The sequence below is a fragment of the Halioxenophilus aromaticivorans genome, assembly GCF_042850945.1.
Taxonomy (GTDB): Bacteria; Pseudomonadota; Gammaproteobacteria; order Pseudomonadales; family Cellvibrionaceae; genus Halioxenophilus; species Halioxenophilus aromaticivorans.
Genome location: NZ_AP031496.1, coordinates 517,543 through 534,035, shown reverse-complemented (window position 1 = coordinate 534,035; position 16,493 = coordinate 517,543). Strand labels below are relative to the sequence as shown.

Sequence of the window (16,493 nt, the reverse complement as noted above, 5' to 3'; positions counted from 1 at the left end):
GGCTTAGCAACTCATGTTAAATCTCAAAACGGTGTTCTCGGCACCAGATCGCGGCGACCAAAGCCGCAATGCCGATCACAATACCGGAGATTAACATCAACGGCTGAGAAAACAGATCCTTCACATGATAAAACAGCAGCGACCCACCCTCTGCCACTTCGGTGTCTAGCGGCAACAGCGGCAGGTGCCAGGTTAGCCATTGATAGACAAAGGCCGTGGAAAACAGCAGTTTTTCCGCCAACAGCACCACGGCCACAATCACCACGGCCATCATTAATGGCGATCGCCGGGCCACGGCGGACAACAACATCAGCAAAGCGATGATGGGCAACCCGCGAATAAAACCCAACACAATCAACAGCGGCCCCATATATACGGCACTCAGCACCCCGCCGACGGTCATGTCTTTGAGCAAAATTTCACCGCCCGGCGATACCAAGGCTACCAACACAATCACCAACCAACACAACCAACCAATCACCAGCGCAGCACCGGTGAAGGCAAAGGCGCCAAACAACAACTTGGCCAGCACATTTTCATGTTCGGTGACGGGCAGTGACTTCCAGAATAATATGCTGTTGTCCTGCCGATCCGTATACAAGCAGGCGGCAAAATAGAAAAAACTCACCAGCCAAGCACTGGCAATATAAACCGCTAGCATGGCCAAGGGCGTTTCATCAAAGCTGGTTTCTAAATCGCGATGGAATTGTTGCTCTTCGGTTAACGGCTGCGCGGGCTCGCCTGTGTTGTCGGCCTCGCTCAACGGTTGCGCGCCCAAACTGAAATCCAGCATTTGGGTTCGGTTTTCTTCGCCCTGAAAAATCAAAAACTCACGCTCACCCACGCCCAGCGCCGTGATGTACTTTGCCAACAGCAAAGACAACACAATGAGCAGCACCGATAAAATAATCGGCAATACAAACAGCCAGGTTCGGTTTTCCCAATATTCGCGACGCAATTGGGTGGCCACATTATTCACCATCACGCGGCACCTCCCGCACTGCGATCCAACTTGGCAACAAATAAATTAGCAATACTGGGCGTGCGCACCACTCCCAAGGGTATGAGCTGCTGCTGGGGAATATTTTCAAACATCAATGTTTTATTGCCCAGGTTGGTTCGGCTATAAATAGGGTTTAGCGCCTCGGCCGCGGCCAGGTGTTCTGGCAGTACATCCAGTTCCACAAACCGCTCGGCTATATCGTGCAAGGAGGCATTTAAGGCTATCTCGCCGTGATTGATAAAAATCAGTTGGGTAAGAATGTGTTCAATTTCATCCACTTGGTGGGTGGTGATCACAATGGTACGGCTTTCGTCAAAGTAGTCGTTCAGCAATTGCTCGTAAAATCGCTGGCGATAAATAATATCCAAACCCAGTGTCGGCTCGTCTAAAAATAACACCTTGGCCTCAATGGCAATCACCATGGCCAGATGCAACTGTGTGGTCATCCCCTTGGATAACGTTTTTACTTTGCTGTTGGCCTTGATGTTGGTGGCCGATAAAAACCGTTCGGCTTTTTGCCGATTAAAATTCGGATGCACACTGGCCATGTAATCTAACAACTGCGTCGCCGTTATCCAGGCCGGCAGCACCGCTGTATCGGCAATAAAGGCAACGTTCTGCATTAATTCTGCGCGCTGATGGTAAGGATCTTTACCCAGCACACGCACCTCGCCCTGATAACTGGCCAAGCCCAACAAGCATCGTAAAGCGCTGGTTTTACCGGCTCCGTTGGGGCCGATAAGGCCGACAATGCTGCCCTCCTCCACTTGCAACTGAGGTATATCCACCACCGTATCTCGGCCATAGCGTTTTTGTAATTGATTGATGCTGATGACGGGTTCGGTCACGACAAACTGTCCTTTAATAAGTCGAGAAGTTGGCTGGGAGCAATATCCAATTGCTGCAAACGCGCCGCCAGGGCTGGCAGCTCTTGCTCAATAAATTTTTGTTTTTCTTGGGCCAGTAATAATTGTTTGGCGCCAGCCACCACAAACATTCCTCGGCCACGGCGCACTTCCAATACGCCCTCATCCACCAGCTCTTGATAAGCTTTGCTTACGGTTATGTGATTAATTTTGGCTTCGCTGGAAACCTGCCGAACCGAAGGCACTGACTCACCTTCTTTAAACGCGCCAGCCAGTACCGATGCCGCCACGCGATCGCGCAACTGGCGGTAAATCGGCTGCTGGTCGTTCCAGCTGTCGTGCATGGCCATGAATTAAAGCGCCTGCTCTACCAGGCCGGAACCAAAGATACCAGTATCTAAATTGGGATTGCCATAATAGGTCACAGTACCGGAACCGGAGGTACTGACATCCAGCGATTCGGTAACATTTACCAGCGCACTGGCGGAGCCGGCGATGTCAATTTCAGCCTGGCGCGTGACCGTGTTGGCGGCGTTAAAAATCCCCGTGCCGGATAGATGAATACTAGAAGAATCGATGGAACCGGAAGACACCAAATGCACACCAGCACTGCTCGATAAGTCCAACTCCAATTCACCCACGGTGAGATTATCCACGGAGATCGATCCGGAGCCAGCCAAGCGAAATTGTGCCTGACGGGCATCAACACTGCGGCTGGCAATTGCGCCAGTACCGATAAAAGTGAGATCTAATTGCTGGGCATGAATAACCCCAAGTGCTATTTCACCGGCGCCTTGGGCAGACAAACGTAAATCGTCCACATCTAAGCGATCGATATTGGCCTCGGCCACGTCCATCAAGCTGATTCGGTTGATGTTGCGCAATTGAATTTCAAACAACACAGGCAGGGGCGCATTGGTGCTGGAGCCCAAACGCAAGCGATTATCGGTTAACTCGGCCACGATGTGAGACAGGGCATCGGGGTGCGCCACGGCGCGCACGTATTCTTCCTCTCCCTGGCTGATCACCACGCGAAAACCCTGGTGCACCTCCAGCTCGGTTACCCCGGAAACTGGAATGGTTTTGCTGTACAGCTCGTCTTCAGCCTGGATCATCGGGGCCCTAATGACGACTAACAACAACCCGGCACACAGGCAAAAAATACGGGTGAACGAAGCGGCAGACATGAGAAGACCTCGGCAAAGAGTGTTGGTGTTATATAAAACTATAACACCATATCAGTCAAAGACAAGACTCAGCACTAAAAAAAGATTAAAAAATACCCAACTCGTCCCACATCTCATCCACGCGCTGTTTTACCGTTTCGTCCATGGCAATGGCCTCGCCCCACTCGCGCTCGGTTTCTCCGGGCCATTTGTTAGTAGCATCCAGGCCCATTTTTGACCCCAGGCCGGATACTGGGCTGGCGAAGTCTAGGTAGTCGATTGGCGTGTTGTCGACCAATGTGGTGTCACGGATTGGGTCCATTCGGGTGGTGATGGCCCAAATCACGTCTTTCCAATCCCGGGCGTTGATGTCGTCGTCGGTAACAATGACGAATTTGGTATACATAAACTGGCGTAAAAATGACCACACCCCCATCATCACGCGTTTGGCGTGGCCGGGATATTGTTTCTTCATGGTTACCACCGCTAGGCGATAGGAGCAACCCTCCGGCGGCAGATAGAAATCGACGATTTCCGGAAACTGACGCTGCAAAATAGGAATAAATACCTCGTTCAGCGCCACACCCAACACGGCGGGCTCATCCGGTGGCCGACCAGTGTAGGTAGAGTGGTAGATCGGATTTTTGCGGTGGGTAATGTGGGTCACGGTAAACACGGGGAAACGATCAACCTCATTGTAATAACCGGTGTGGTCACCAAAGGGGCCCTCATCGGCGAAGTCGTCCGGCTCAATCACCCCCTCCAGAATAATCTCGGCGTGTGCGGGCACCTCTAGGTCGCAACTGAGGGCCTTGGTCAGTTCGGTTTTGGAGCCGCGCAACAAACCGGCAAAGGCATATTCGCTGAGGGTATCCGGCACCGGCGTCACCGCGCCAAGTGTGGTAGCCGGGTCCGCTCCCAAAGCCACCACCACCGGGTAGGGCTTGCCCGGATTTTTTAACTGAAACTCACGGAAATCCAGGGCGCCGCCACGGTGGGACAGCCAACGCATGATCAGCCGGTTGCGGCCAATTTTCTGCATGCGGTAGATACCCAAATTTTGCCGCTCTTTCTCAGGCCCACGGGTAATCACCAGGGGCCAGGTGACCAGCGGCGCAGCATCTCCGGGCCAGCATGTTTGTATGGGTAGCCGATCGAGATTGACGTCATTCCCGGTAAGCACCACCGCCTGGGCCGGCGCTTTGCTGATTAACTTGGGACCCATATTCAGCACCTGCTTAAAAATGGGCATCTTTTGCCATGCATCCTTTAAGCCCTTGGGCGGCTCGGGCTCCTTCAAAAAGGCTAACAACTTACCCACTTCGCGCAGGGCACTCACATCGTCCTCCCCCATGGCCAAGGCCACCCGCTGTCCGGTGCCGAACAGATTTGCCAGCACCGGAATATCACTACCAATGGGGTTTTCGAACAACAGCGCCGGGCCACCGGCACGCAGGGTGCGGTCGGCGATTTCTGTCATTTCTAAATTGGGGTCGATGGGTTGGCTAATTCTTACCAGCTCGTTGCGGCTCTCTAAGAATTGTAAGAATTCCCGCAAATCTTTGTAGGAGTGTTTACCGTTGCTCATAATTCTTTCATCATTTATCCAGTGGGGGACTTTACCACAGCACCCTGCCCTAAGTATGTTGCTGAAACACAGATAAAAAGAGGTTACGGCTTTGCAATTAGATCAACTGGGCCCCTGGCTCTGGCAGCAAATACCGTCTGTGGCGGGATTATTTATCGTGCTGCTTTGTACGGCTTTGGTGCTGCGCTGGCTCAGTAAAAACGCCGCCAACCACTCGCAAAATCGCTATAAATTTCAGTTGGCGGGTCTGGTAGTTGGCTTTTGTGGCGCGGTGGCTTTTATTGCGACACTGCCGGTGTCGGAGTCCCTGCGCAACCAGTTGCTCACCCTATTGGGCTTGGTAGTCACCGCCATTTTAACGCTGTCTTCCACCAGCATCGCCGGCAATGCCATGGCCGGGTTAATGCTGCGCCTCTTGAGCAGTTATCGCCCTGGAGATTTCGTCCACGTGGGCGATTATTTTGGCCGGGTTACCGAGCAGAATTTATTTCACACCGAAATCCAAACCGAGGACCGCGACCTACTCACACTGCCCAATCTGTTTATGGCTGCCAACCCGGTGAAGGTTATCCACGCCACCGGCACCATCGTCACCGCCACGGTTACACTGGGTTACGACGTGCAGCGCAAGCATGCCCAAGCACTGTTAAAAACCGCCGCCGAGGAAACCGGCTTAAGCGACAGCTTTGTGCTAATTACCAACCTTGGCGATTTCTCGGTGGAATACCGCGTGTGCGGATTTTTGGCGGAAGTGAAAACGTTGATTTCAGCGCGCTCTAACCTGCGCTGCAAAATGCTCGACACATTACACGAAGCCGGCGTGGAAATTGTATCGCCCAATTTTATGAATCAACGCCAAGTGCCCGGCCCGGTAATTCCTGCTGCGCACCTGCACCCCATTCAAAGCGAGCAAGACACCACACCAGAACAGACCTTATTTGATAAGGCCGAGCGAGCCCAACAATTAGAAGATTTAAAAGACAGCCTGCAAGAGATTAACGAAGAAATTAAATCCTTAGAGGAAAATGCGAAGGGCATGTCTGGTACTGAACACGCCGAAGCGCAAGCCACCATAGAGCAGCGCGTACGCCGGCAAAAAGCCATAGTGCGCGCGCTGGAGTATTTTCAAAGCCAGCTTAAACAATAAAACCGGCGGCCATCATTAACACATTAGAGGCCGCCTACTGACAACAGCGAACTTACTTGCGCTTCATCGACAAGAAAAACTCGTCGTTGGTTTTGAAGTTTCTGAGTCTATCCACCAAAAATTCAGTGGCAGCGACATCTTCCATATCGTGGAGTAATTTACGCAGAATCCATACGCGCTGTAACTCGTCTTCTTTCATTAACAGGTCCTCGCGGCGGGTGCCGGAACGGCGCACGTTAATAGCTGGGTAGACCCGCTTCTCAGCGATTTTCCGATCCAAGTGCAATTCTTGGTTACCCGTACCTTTAAATTCCTCAAAGATAACTTCGTCCATTTTGGAGCCAGTATCGATCAACGCTGTGGCTACGATGGACAAGCTGCCGCCTTCTTCAATATTACGTGCAGCACCAAAGAAACGCTTTGGTCTTTCTAGGGCGTGGGCATCCACACCACCGGTAAGCACCTTACCAGAGGAAGGGATGACGGTGTTGTAAGCACGAGCCAAACGGGTTACGGAGTCCAGCAGAATGACAACATCTTTTTTATGTTCTACCAAACGCTTGGCTTTTTCGATGACCATCTCGGCGACTTGTACGTGACGCGAAGGTGGCTCATCAAAGGTAGAGGCAACCACTTCGCCACGTACGGAACGCTGCATTTCGGTAACTTCTTCCGGACGTTCGTCAATTAGCAAAACGATTAGGTGGCACTCTGGGTTGTTACGCGTAATAGCCTGCGCGATATTCTGCATCATGATGGTTTTACCGGCCTTAGGCGGTGCCACAATCAAACCACGCTGACCTTTACCGATGGGAGCAATCAAATCGATGATGCGACCGGTCAAATCTTCGGTGGAGCCATTACCGGCCTCTAGCACCAAACGATCGTCTGGGAACAATGGCGTTAGGTTTTCAAATAAAACCTTATTACGCAGCTTTTCCGGTTTATCAAAGTTAATCTCGTTAACTTTTAACAGCGCAAAGTAGCGCTCGCCGTCTTTTGGCGGGCGAATTTTTCCAGCAATGGTGTCGCCCGTACGCAGGTTAAAGCGGCGAATCTGGCTGGGTGAAACATAAATGTCATCGGGGCCTGCCAGGTAGGAGCTGTCGGCAGAGCGCAAAAAACCAAAACCGTCTTGTAGAATTTCGAGTACACCGTCGCCATAGATGTCTTCACCACCCTTGGCGTGCCGCTTGAGGATATTGAAGATGATGTCCTGCTTGCGCGACCGAGCCATGTTTTCCAGGCCCATATCGGTGGCGATATTGGTTAATTCTTCTATTGGTCTTGTTTTGAGATCGGTTAAATTCATAGGTTTGATTAGATGATTGGTAAGTCAGGCATCAGCGCACAGGAGAGTGCTGACAGCGGATTGGTTATGGACTTTAAGCAAGATCGATATTGATTCCGAGAATGAAAACAACCCAGAGTCTGCGTCGGTTTCAAATAAAAACTGTTTAACTGTTATTAGCAACGATTTAATTTCGTTTTCTTCGTCATGTAGCGCCAAGGCAATTTGTCAGTATCGATAACAAGCGCCGGTGGCGAAAGCAATAAATAGGCGCCGTGTTTATTGGCTGGCACTGGTGCTTAGCAGTCACCGTCAAAAACCGGCACCGGCTGCTCCACCCTGCCTTCTGCCGCTGGCAATGCTCTTGTGCCTATGACAATTCGCCCTTGTGCTTAGGCCCTTCTGTTAGCGCCAGCCAGCTCAATATCCGCATTTATTCCCAACTGCACAACCGAACGTTTAATACCGAGCACCAAAAATCGAACAAATACATCCATGGGTGGTGTGCGATAGATAAAACCAATTACCTTTGGCCAAAAATTGGTTGCGGGGCAGTGGTATCGCGCTGGCAGGGTGGAAACCCTGGATCGGTTGCACTGGGCTCTCGCCCGACAATACTAAAACTCCGATAATCCTAGCGTTTTAACTGTTTGAGGTACGCTACGGGATTGAGAGTGCCCAATAACCATCAATGGCTGGGGCGCTTAGTTCTCGGCAGACGGGACTTGAACATGCTTTGAACAGGTGTGCAATGCGTGAAGTATAGCCGCAAATTCTGGCTTGTGCAAAATAGACCGGAAATTTTTCTTGGTGGCCATTAAAAGCGAGGTTTGGTTCACAATTTTAAGGCCGGCCGGAGGATTTGCGATCCGCTGCCGTGTGCAGGTTTACCAGGGGATAGACCTTACCTTTTGAACGTTTAAATTGAGCTTGGTTCAGAGCCGGGGCACTTTGCATCAATCTTTTTATCGTTTAACTAGAGTTGGATTTAACAACCCCGGTTTTGGTATGCACTATACGCTCGAGAAGACCTTCAAATCAAAACCATCTGTAGAACTCACTGCTCGCGCCTGCCCAAATACTGTCTGGGGCCATCGCTGGGGAGCCGCCGTTTAGGGTCAACCGCCGCGGCGCCTGGGCTGATCGAATTGGCGAGGGTAAACCGCCAAGCCAATTCGCAAAGCAGATTTAGATGGCAGCGTTGATGAATTCAACCAACTGGCTTTTAGACAAGGCACCCACTTTTGTCGCCTCTAAGTTACCATCTTTGAAGATCATCAGCGTGGGAATACCACGAATGTTGAACTTAGCTGGGGTTTCTTTGTTGGCATCAACATCCATTTTGCAGATTTTGATTTTCCCTTCATATTGGCCTACCAGCTCATCCAGGATCGGTGCGATCATTTTACAAGGGCCACACCAAGCTGCCCAAAAGTCAACCAATACAGGGCCTTGGGCCTTGGCAACTTCCTCATCAAAACTGTCATCGCTGACGTGTACGATCGCTTCACTCATTGCATGATCTCCATGAGAAATAATAGGTTTCTAGGCAAAGCATGATAAGAAACGCCGCAGCCTAGAACAAGAGCTGTGACCATAGTCTTTAACTAATGGCCCATATGCCAGCCCAATTGCCCTTAAGATGGTTACCAAATCACCAAAATCAACCCCTGTCGAACCAATTTCACCCAAACCTTTACGATAGGTTTAATTTTTTAACTCCTGCAGCAGCACCATCTGTGCCGACTGTTCGGCCGGCCCAGCGTTGTTGGCTCGGTAATCACCGGATTGCTGAAGCTCCCAGCTCTGGCTTTCATCCGCCACATAAAGCTCCAAATCGGCTTTTACGCGCTTAGTCACCCCTTTGGAGTGGAGCGGGAAGCAAACTTCTACTCGGCGGTTCAAATTTCGCTCCATAAGGTCGGCAGAGCCGCAATAGATGGAGGGCGAAGCGTTGGCAAAATAGTAGGCTCGGGTGTGCTCCAAAAAGCGGCCAACGATGGATTTCACCCGAATATTGTCGGATATACCAGGGATTCCCGGGCGCAGGCAGCACATACCACGGATAATCAGGTCCACCTTGACCCCAGCCTGACTGGCGCGATAGAGGGCGCGGATCACCTCGGATTCGGTGAGGCCATTGGCTTTCATGATAATGCGCCCGGACTTGCCTTTTTTAACCGCATCGATCTCTTGGTCGATGAGCTCAATCAGGCCACCCTTTAGGGTAAAGGGGGCATTGAGCACGCACTTAACCCGCTCAATTTTGCCCATGCCGGTGAGCTGCTGAAACACCTTGTGAACATCGGCGCATAGGTTTTCGTCGGCGGTTAACAGTGAGTAATCCGTATACAGCTTGGCCGTGCCTGCGTGGTAGTTCCCGGTGCCCAGGTGGGCGTATCGTTTTAGCTCGTTGCCCTCCCGGCGCACGATCAGCATCATTTTGCAGTGGGTTTTGTAGCCCACCACGCCGTACACCACCACGACGCCGGCGGCCTGTAACTCCGCCGCCAGGGCCAGGTTTTCTTCTTCGTCAAAACGTGCCCGCAGCTCAACCACGGCGGTAACTTCTTTACCGTTACGGGCCGCGTCCAGCAAAGCGGCCACAATGGGGGAGTTATCGCCGGTACGATACAGCGTTTGTTTAATGGCCAGTACATCAGGGTCCACCGCGGCCTGGCGCAGGAAGTCCACCACCGGCTGGAAGGATTCAAACGGGTGCAAGAGCAGGTAATCCTTGCGCGCCACAGCCTTGAAGATTTCTTTGCGCTCGCGCAAGGCACGGGGCGTGCCCGGGGTAAACGAGGGGTAAAGCAAATCCGGCCGACTCACCAAGCTTGGCACGCGCATCAGCCGTTTTAGGTTTACCGGGCCATTCACTTGGTACAGATGGGCTTCGTCCAATTTGGTCTCACGCAGCAATATATCGATCAACGGTTGCGGGCAGTCGTCGGCTACTTCCAAACGTACAGCGCGGCCAAAGCGGCGGGATGCCAGCTCCCCTTTCAGCGCCAACGCCAAGTCGGCGACCCCTTCCATATCCACGTCTAGATCGGCGTTACGTGTGATGCGGAACTGATAACAGCCCTTTACCTTCATGCCGGGGAACAGAGTGTCCACATGGGCGTGAATCATGGAAGACAAAAATACAAAGTTATCGCCGCCATCGCACAATTCATCGGGTATGCGGATCACGCGGTCCAGTGAGCGCGGCGCCGGCACAATGGCCAGTCCAGTATCACGACCAAAGGCGTCTTTACCTTCTAGGGAGACGATAAAGTTCAGACTTTTGTTCACCAGCAAGGGAAAGGGGTGTGCTGGGTCCAAACCAATGGGTGAGCTCACCGGCACAATGTCGTTTTTAAAGAATTCCTCAACCCAAACCTTTTGCGCCTCGGTCCAATCCCCGCGTCGAATAAAACGGATGTTTTCCTGCTCCATTTGAGGAATCAGCTGCTCGTTGAGGATTTGATATTGCTGCTCCACCAAGGGATGACAGGCGGCACTTATTTCTTGCAACAGGGATTCTGGGCTTTTGCCATCGGGGCCTGTGCCCTCCTGCTGGCCAAACTCGATACGCTCAAATAAACCGGAGACTCGGATCTCAAAGAATTCGTCCAAGTTGGAACTGAAAATCAACAAAAACTTTAGCCGCTCCAACAGCGGGTGGCTGGTGTCCAGGGCTTGGTGTAGCACCCGCATATTGAACTTCAGGTGGCTCAACTCGCGGTTGATGTAGTAATCGGGGTTGTCGAAGTTTTCGACGATGTTGTCGCCGGTGTTGAGCGAGAGATCATTGGGCATAACGGAGCAACCTAAACGGGAACCTGATGTAAATCGCCGCGCGAAGGGCGGCTTTGGGCCATAGACTAGCCAGAGCGACTGGCTGGAGCAAGGTTGCATTATGGCACGGCAAAGCCGAACACTATATGACAGTTTTGTGGCGCCGTAATGAGGACTACGCGCTAGGCTGAACCCACCGCAGTGGGCGTTTTGAAGTAGCGGTGCGGTGATACCATTAAGCCGAGGTTTTGCAGCATGTCGGTGAGGTTTTCAAAGGTCATGGGTTTGCTTAGGTAATAATCCATGCCACAAGCAAACACCGCCTCGCGGTGTTCCTCCAGGGCATGAGCGGTGAGCGCGACAATGGGCGTAGCATCCCTGCCCTGCTGGCGCTCAAAATCCCGAATCCGCCGGGTGGCATCGAAGCCGTCTAACTCTGGCATTTCGCAATCCATTAGAATGAGATCGTAGCCGGTGGCGCGGGCTTTAACCGCCGCCACAGCTTCCAGGCCGTTGATAACGATATCCGGCGCCGCCTGGGCCTTAGCCAACAATCCCTGTATCACCATGCGATTGACGCTGTTGTCCTCGGCCACCAGGATATTCAAACCCGAGATATCCACGCTCAGGGGCGCAGCGGCTTCCACCTGGGGGGCAACGTTGTGCTCACCGCCCACCGCCAACGCCACCAATTGCCGACGCAATCGGCGTGGTGTCAGTGGTTTGCGCAGGCTAGCCTCAACGTGGTTGCGAGCCAATAAGCTGGGCGAGAACTCCAGGTCATTGCGGGCAAAGACCACACTTTGGCAATCGTTGCCTGCGGCTTTGGCAAAGTACTGGGTAAGGCTAAAGGCGTCGCCACTGGCCAGATCGTAATCAACCACCAGGTAATCGAAGTTATGGCCCTGGCTGCGGCTCACTTCCACGGTGCGCTGGGCCGAAATCTGATTAGCAGCGCAATGCACGTCCATGCCCCAATCCCTGGCGTGTCTGTCCAGGATGGCCAGTAAAACCGGGTTACGCGCCGCCAGCAGCAGCCGCTTGCCACTGAGCACTCGGCGGTCGTTGTCGTCGCCGGCGTCTTGAAAATGCGCCGTTGTTGGGTCGAAGGGCACCCTAAACCAAAAACGTGCGCCCCCACCGGGAGGGCTGGCGTCAACGCCGATTTCACCGCCCATCAACTCCACCAAACTCTTACTGATGGCCAAGCCCAGGCCGGTGCCGCCGTATTTTCGCGTGGTGCTGTTGTCGGCTTGGTTAAAGGAATCGAATATGGCTTCAGCGCTTTCCTGGCTGATGCCAATGCCGGTATCGGCCACAGAGAACGTAAGGCAGGGCTCACCGGCGGCGGTTGCCGATTGGCAGGCTCGCACCACAATCTGTCCGCGTTCAGTAAATTTAAAGGCGTTGCCGATTAAATTAATAAGTACTTGGCGCACGCGGGTGATATCGCCCCGCACCCGCTTTGGCGCACCGGGTTGTAGGCAGCTGATCAGCTCCACGCCTTTGTCGTTGGCGCGCACGCCGAACAATTGCGCACAGTCATCCAGCAGCGTTTCTAGGTGATATTCGCTGTTTTCAACGGTGAGCTTGCCGGCTTCAATTTTGGAATAGTCTAGAACATCGTTGATGATATCCAACAGGCTGATACCGGAGCGATGAATCACATTCAAATAGTGGCGCTGGGTTTCACTGAGGGAGGTATCGCGCAGCAATTCCACCATGCCGATCACACCATTCATGGGCGTGCGAATTTCGTGGCTCATGGTGGCCAAAAATAAACTCTTAGCTTGGTTGGCGGCCTCGGCGGCGGATTTCTGCCGGCGAGACTCCAGCTTTGCTTGTTTTTCGGCGCGCAGTGCTTCGGCCATTTCCTGGCGGGTGGCTAAGTCCTCTAGCATGGTAGTGCGCATATGGTTAAACGCTTGCACCACATCGTCTAGCTCATCCCAGGCGTTGGTACTGGAGGCGCCGCGTTTCAACTGCAGTGCCTGGTCCAAATTATTCAGCGTTAAATGGTTGGCGTAATCGGCAATGCTCTCCAGATGGCGAGTCAACAAATGACGCACCAGCCACAACAATAACACCGCCAATAACAGCGTTTGGATAACCTGCAATAGCACCATCAAATGTGTGCGGTAGGAGGCCAGTTGGTAGATTGAATCGAGGCTGGCGTAGAGTGTTAAATCACCCAAGGTTTGCGGCGCAAGGCCCGGCGCCGAATACACCAATGGATAGGAACGCTCGACGATATCTTCTTGGCTATGGGCTTCTTCTCGGATTAGCAGCCGCGGCTCATCGTTCCAATCGCGCCAGTGCACTTCAATCCGAGTAATGTCATCCACCGCCAGCAAGCTGTTTACTTGCAGCTCTAACTGCTCTTCATCAAAGTTCCACAAACTGGAACTCATGCCCGGCAAGGCGCTGGCGCGAATTTGGTCCAGGCGGTTTTCCAACATGGAGCGGTCTTGCTGAAAATTCAGGCAAACGGCAATAACGCCACCCACCGCAGCAATAGTAAGGGTGGTGAGCAGCACCAAGACCAGTAATTTAATGGCCAGGGAACGGCGGTGTTGTTTGGTGTATGGGTCGAGCATGCTGGGGCCCTGTGCCTTGGTCGCTTTTGCCAACGCAGAATTCCCCTACGCGGCAAACGCTGGACTGTGGTTATCGCACTTTTCAGCAAACTGGTTTGTGTTCTTTTTTTGAATTCGCCAACTTTTGGTTGGGCATTAAGTGATGGACGCTCTGGCCATACGTGGAAGTGAACACTTGCTCAAGCTTACACCATTGGCTAAAAAAAACGATGGCTAGATACCTATTAAATGGGCCAATCTAAGAGGTTTTACACGATTATTCAAAACAATCGTCAATTCTGGCGAGGGTTTCGTTTAAAAATTGAAAGCCGAAGTCTGTGGTGACAAACCGCTCTCCCTGGGGTTGAAGCAAACCAGCATCGATGACTGGCTGCAAACGCGGCCAAGGCAGTGCTTGGCCCAGCCTCTGGGCGGCCAGTTGCGATTCCACCCCGCAGACCAATCGCAGAGCGTTCATGGCAAATTCCAACAGCTGCTCTTGCTCGGCCACAGGCACAGCACCGGCCAGGGGGCTTACCGCTTGCAGGTAGTGTTCCGGTAAGCGGGTTTTTCGGCGCCGTTGAATCAAGCCAGACCCTGCATCCGTGACCTTGCCGTGAGCACCGGCACCGATGCCCAGGTAATCGCCAAAACGCCAATAATTCAGGTTGTGATGGCATTGCCCACCGGCCTGGGCAAAGGCCGAAACTTCGTATTGTTGATAGCCCTGCAGGGCCAACCAGTCTGCGCCCTGCTCCTGAATATCGGCCAGAGTGTCCTCCACCGGTAGAGTCGGCGGCTTGGAATAAAACACCGTGTTGGGTTCAATGGTGAGCTGGTACCAGGAGATATGATCCACACCGAACTGGGTAGCGGTGTGCAAATCGGCCATGGCATCGGCGGCACTTTGCTCCGGCAGGCCATGCATTAGGTCGATATTGATATGTTGGTAACCCACCTCCATGGCAGTGACGATGGCCCTGTGCGCCTCATCGCCGGAGTGAATGCGCCCTAACTTTTGCAAGTGCTGGCCGTTGAAGCTCTGCACGCCCACCGATAACCGGGTTACTCCGGCGGCCAAATAATCGCGAAACTTCTGCCGCTCAAAGGTGCCGGGGTTGGCCTCCAGGGTAATTTCGGCATCGGCTTGCAAGCCCAGGGTTTGATCCAACAGCGTAATGATTTCGCCAATGGCCTGGGCAGAAAATAACGAAGGCGTGCCACCGCCAAAAAATACCGTGGCCACCTTACGGCCCTGAGCGAAGGGCTGTTCTGCCAATAGGTCGCGCTTTAAGGCCGCCAGGTAGGCTTGCTCCGGCAACTCATTGCCAGCGGCGTGGGAATTGAAATCACAGTAGGGGCATTTACGCACGCACCAAGGTATATGAACGTAAACGCTGAGTGGTGAGAGGGTGATCACTGACCTTGTTGACTGGCAATTTGTTGCAATAATTGCTGCATGGCTAGGCCGCGATGACTGCGCGCGCTTTTTCGCTCGGGGCTAAGCTGCGCCGAGGAGCAATCGCAATCGTCGGGTTTAAAAATCGGATCGTAACCAAAGCCCTGCTCGCCCTGGGGAGCGGTGAGAATTTCGCCGCTCCACTGTCCTAGGCAAATCAGCGGCACTGGGTCTTTGGCGTGTTTAACCAACGCTAAAGCACAAATAAATTGCGCCCGGCGATTAGCCACGCCGTTTAATTCGCGCAACAGTTTTTCGTTATTGGCGGCGTCGCCCAAACCGGAATAACGGGCGGAATAAATACCCGGTGCACCACCCAGGGCATCCACCGCTAGGCCGGAGTCGTCGGCCAAGCTGGGCAAACCAGTTTGCGCGGCGGCGTTGCGAGCTTTAAGCAAGGCGTTTTCCACAAAGCTTAAACCGGTTTCTTCCACCTCTGCTACGCCCAGGTCGTTTTGCGATACCACATCCCAACCCAGCGGCTGCACCATAGTGCGCAATTCTTTTAATTTACCAAGGTTACCACTGGCCAAAACCATTCGCTGCACGCCGCTACTCCACATAAAGTTTTTTGGTGAATTCGATATCAATACTGCGCTGGGCAGTCTCTGGCCGAACGGTCATCTCAAAGTGATAGACCTCTTCGTTGCCGTGGCTCACCGGCGCCAAATAATAGACGGTGTTTTGCTCTTGGATGGTTTGAAACTTCAGCTTCTGCACCTGCTGCATTAAATTTTTGGCATCGCCGGCAATTTTAGCGGGCACCCCCAGGCTCTGGCTGTTACCTTCCAATTGCGTGATAACCACGTTGACGTAGGCCAGGTCGTTGTCTCGCTCCAGCGCATAGGCCTGAGCCACTTTAGGCGTAATCATGGTGCTGTTAAACACGCTGTAAAAAATGCGGTAGCCGTCTTGCTCTATGGAAATACCGTCCTGGGCGCTAGTAAAGCCGGCCGCCATCGACAACAGCAAGCCGCCCACCAGTAATTTTATTGCCTGTACCATGTGCTCAATACCTGTGTTATCCGAGGTGATAAATGGCGGTTTCACCAAACACATTGGGCAACCATTTAGCGCCAATTGCGTCGGTACTGCTGTGGGTAACAACCCGCCGTTTTTTTATGGCAATGCCACGCTGGTGGCACAGCACTTCAAAATCTTTAAAGGTGCAAAAGTGAATGTTGGGTGTGTCGTACCACTCGTAGGGCAGCAAATCCGACACTGGCATGCGGCCCTTTATAGCTAGGTGCAAGCGCGCTTTCCAATGGCCAAAATTGGGAAAAGTGACGATACACTCACGGCCAATACGCAGCATTTCTTCCACCATTTTGTCGGGGTAGCGCATGGTCTGTAGAGCTTGCGTCATAATCACTGTATCAAAACTGCCGTCGGTAAAATTGCTTAAACCGCGCTCGTCCAAATCCTGCTCGATTACGTTGAGCCCTTTAGCAACGCAGATATTGATACGATCGTGGTCAATCTCAAGACCATAGCCACTGACGTTTTTATCGCGGGTAAGCAAGTGCAATAGTTCGCCGTCGCCGCAGCCTAAATCCAACACCCGGCTTTGGGGTTCTATCCACTGGCTGATAATACTTAAATCGTTACGCATGG

14 protein-coding genes are annotated in these 16,493 nt (G+C 52.7%); 1 reads left to right on the top strand and 13 read right to left on the bottom strand.

Annotated features, from left to right (window positions below; genetic code table 11):
* Positions 1–16 precede the first annotated feature (16 nt).
* From ACGHM3_RS02450 to ubiD, 5 genes are all read right to left on the bottom strand, one after another.
* Positions 17–982, bottom strand: coding sequence for an ABC-2 transporter permease (locus tag ACGHM3_RS02450; protein ID WP_345420345.1), 966 nt, complete (start codon positions 980–982; stop codon positions 17–19).
* A complete protein-coding gene (locus tag ACGHM3_RS02445; protein WP_345419500.1) occupies positions 982–1,851 on the bottom strand; it encodes an ABC transporter ATP-binding protein in 870 nt (289 codons plus the stop codon). The genes ACGHM3_RS02450 and ACGHM3_RS02445 overlap by 1 nt, the downstream gene beginning before the upstream one ends.
* A complete protein-coding gene (locus tag ACGHM3_RS02440; RefSeq protein ID WP_345419497.1) occupies positions 1,848–2,219 on the bottom strand; it encodes a GntR family transcriptional regulator in 372 nt (123 codons plus the stop codon). Before ACGHM3_RS02440 ends, ACGHM3_RS02445 begins: the two co-directional genes overlap by 4 nt.
* A 3-nt stretch (positions 2,220–2,222) precedes the next feature.
* On the bottom strand, positions 2,223–3,056 hold the full coding sequence (locus ACGHM3_RS02435; protein WP_345419494.1) for a GIN domain-containing protein: 834 nt from the start codon (positions 3,054–3,056) through the stop codon (positions 2,223–2,225).
* A gap of 85 nt (positions 3,057–3,141) precedes the next feature.
* On the bottom strand, positions 3,142–4,623 hold the full coding sequence (gene ubiD, locus ACGHM3_RS02430; protein WP_345419491.1) for a 4-hydroxy-3-polyprenylbenzoate decarboxylase: 1,482 nt from the start codon (positions 4,621–4,623) through the stop codon (positions 3,142–3,144).
* Positions 4,624–4,714: 91 nt separating this feature from the next.
* Between ubiD and ACGHM3_RS02425 the strand changes: the two genes are divergently transcribed.
* Entirely contained in the window at positions 4,715–5,770 is a 1,056-nt protein-coding gene (locus ACGHM3_RS02425; protein ID WP_345419488.1) for a mechanosensitive ion channel family protein, read from the top strand.
* A gap of 52 nt (positions 5,771–5,822) precedes the next feature.
* Here the strand turns inward: ACGHM3_RS02425 and rho are convergent, their stop codons facing one another.
* The 8 genes from rho to metW all read right to left on the bottom strand — a co-directional run bounded on the left by rho (position 5,823) and on the right by metW (position 16,491).
* Complete coding sequence (gene rho, locus ACGHM3_RS02420; protein WP_345419485.1) at positions 5,823–7,082, bottom strand: transcription termination factor Rho; 1,260 nt, start codon at positions 7,080–7,082, stop codon at positions 5,823–5,825.
* A 1,167-nt stretch (positions 7,083–8,249) separates the two neighbouring features.
* A complete protein-coding gene (gene trxA / locus ACGHM3_RS02415) occupies positions 8,250–8,576 on the bottom strand; it encodes a thioredoxin TrxA (protein WP_345419482.1) in 327 nt (108 codons plus the stop codon).
* Between the two features lie 192 nt (positions 8,577–8,768).
* Positions 8,769–10,865: a polyphosphate kinase 1 gene (ppk1, locus tag ACGHM3_RS02410; protein ID WP_345419479.1), complete on the bottom strand. Its 2,097-nt coding sequence runs from the start codon at positions 10,863–10,865 to the stop codon at positions 8,769–8,771.
* 161 nt (positions 10,866–11,026) lie between these two features.
* Positions 11,027–13,441 (bottom strand): ATP-binding protein, encoded by a 2,415-nt coding sequence (locus tag ACGHM3_RS02405; protein WP_345419476.1) that lies wholly within the window; start codon positions 13,439–13,441, stop codon positions 11,027–11,029.
* 256 nt (positions 13,442–13,697) lie between these two features.
* A complete protein-coding gene (gene hemW / locus ACGHM3_RS02400; RefSeq protein WP_390518213.1) occupies positions 13,698–14,837 on the bottom strand; it encodes a radical SAM family heme chaperone HemW in 1,140 nt (379 codons plus the stop codon).
* The gene (gene rdgB, locus ACGHM3_RS02395; protein WP_345420341.1) at positions 14,837–15,418 is read right to left on the bottom strand and encodes an RdgB/HAM1 family non-canonical purine NTP pyrophosphatase; all 582 of its coding nucleotides are present in this window, start codon (positions 15,416–15,418) and stop codon (positions 14,837–14,839) included. Before rdgB ends, hemW begins: the two co-directional genes overlap by 1 nt.
* A gap of 13 nt (positions 15,419–15,431) precedes the next feature.
* The gene (locus ACGHM3_RS02390; RefSeq protein ID WP_345419470.1) at positions 15,432–15,884 is read right to left on the bottom strand and encodes a DUF4426 domain-containing protein; all 453 of its coding nucleotides are present in this window, start codon (positions 15,882–15,884) and stop codon (positions 15,432–15,434) included.
* 16 nt (positions 15,885–15,900) lie between these two features.
* Complete coding sequence (gene metW / locus ACGHM3_RS02385) at positions 15,901–16,491, bottom strand: methionine biosynthesis protein MetW (RefSeq protein WP_345419467.1); 591 nt, start codon at positions 16,489–16,491, stop codon at positions 15,901–15,903.
* Positions 16,492–16,493: the final 2 nt, after the last annotated feature.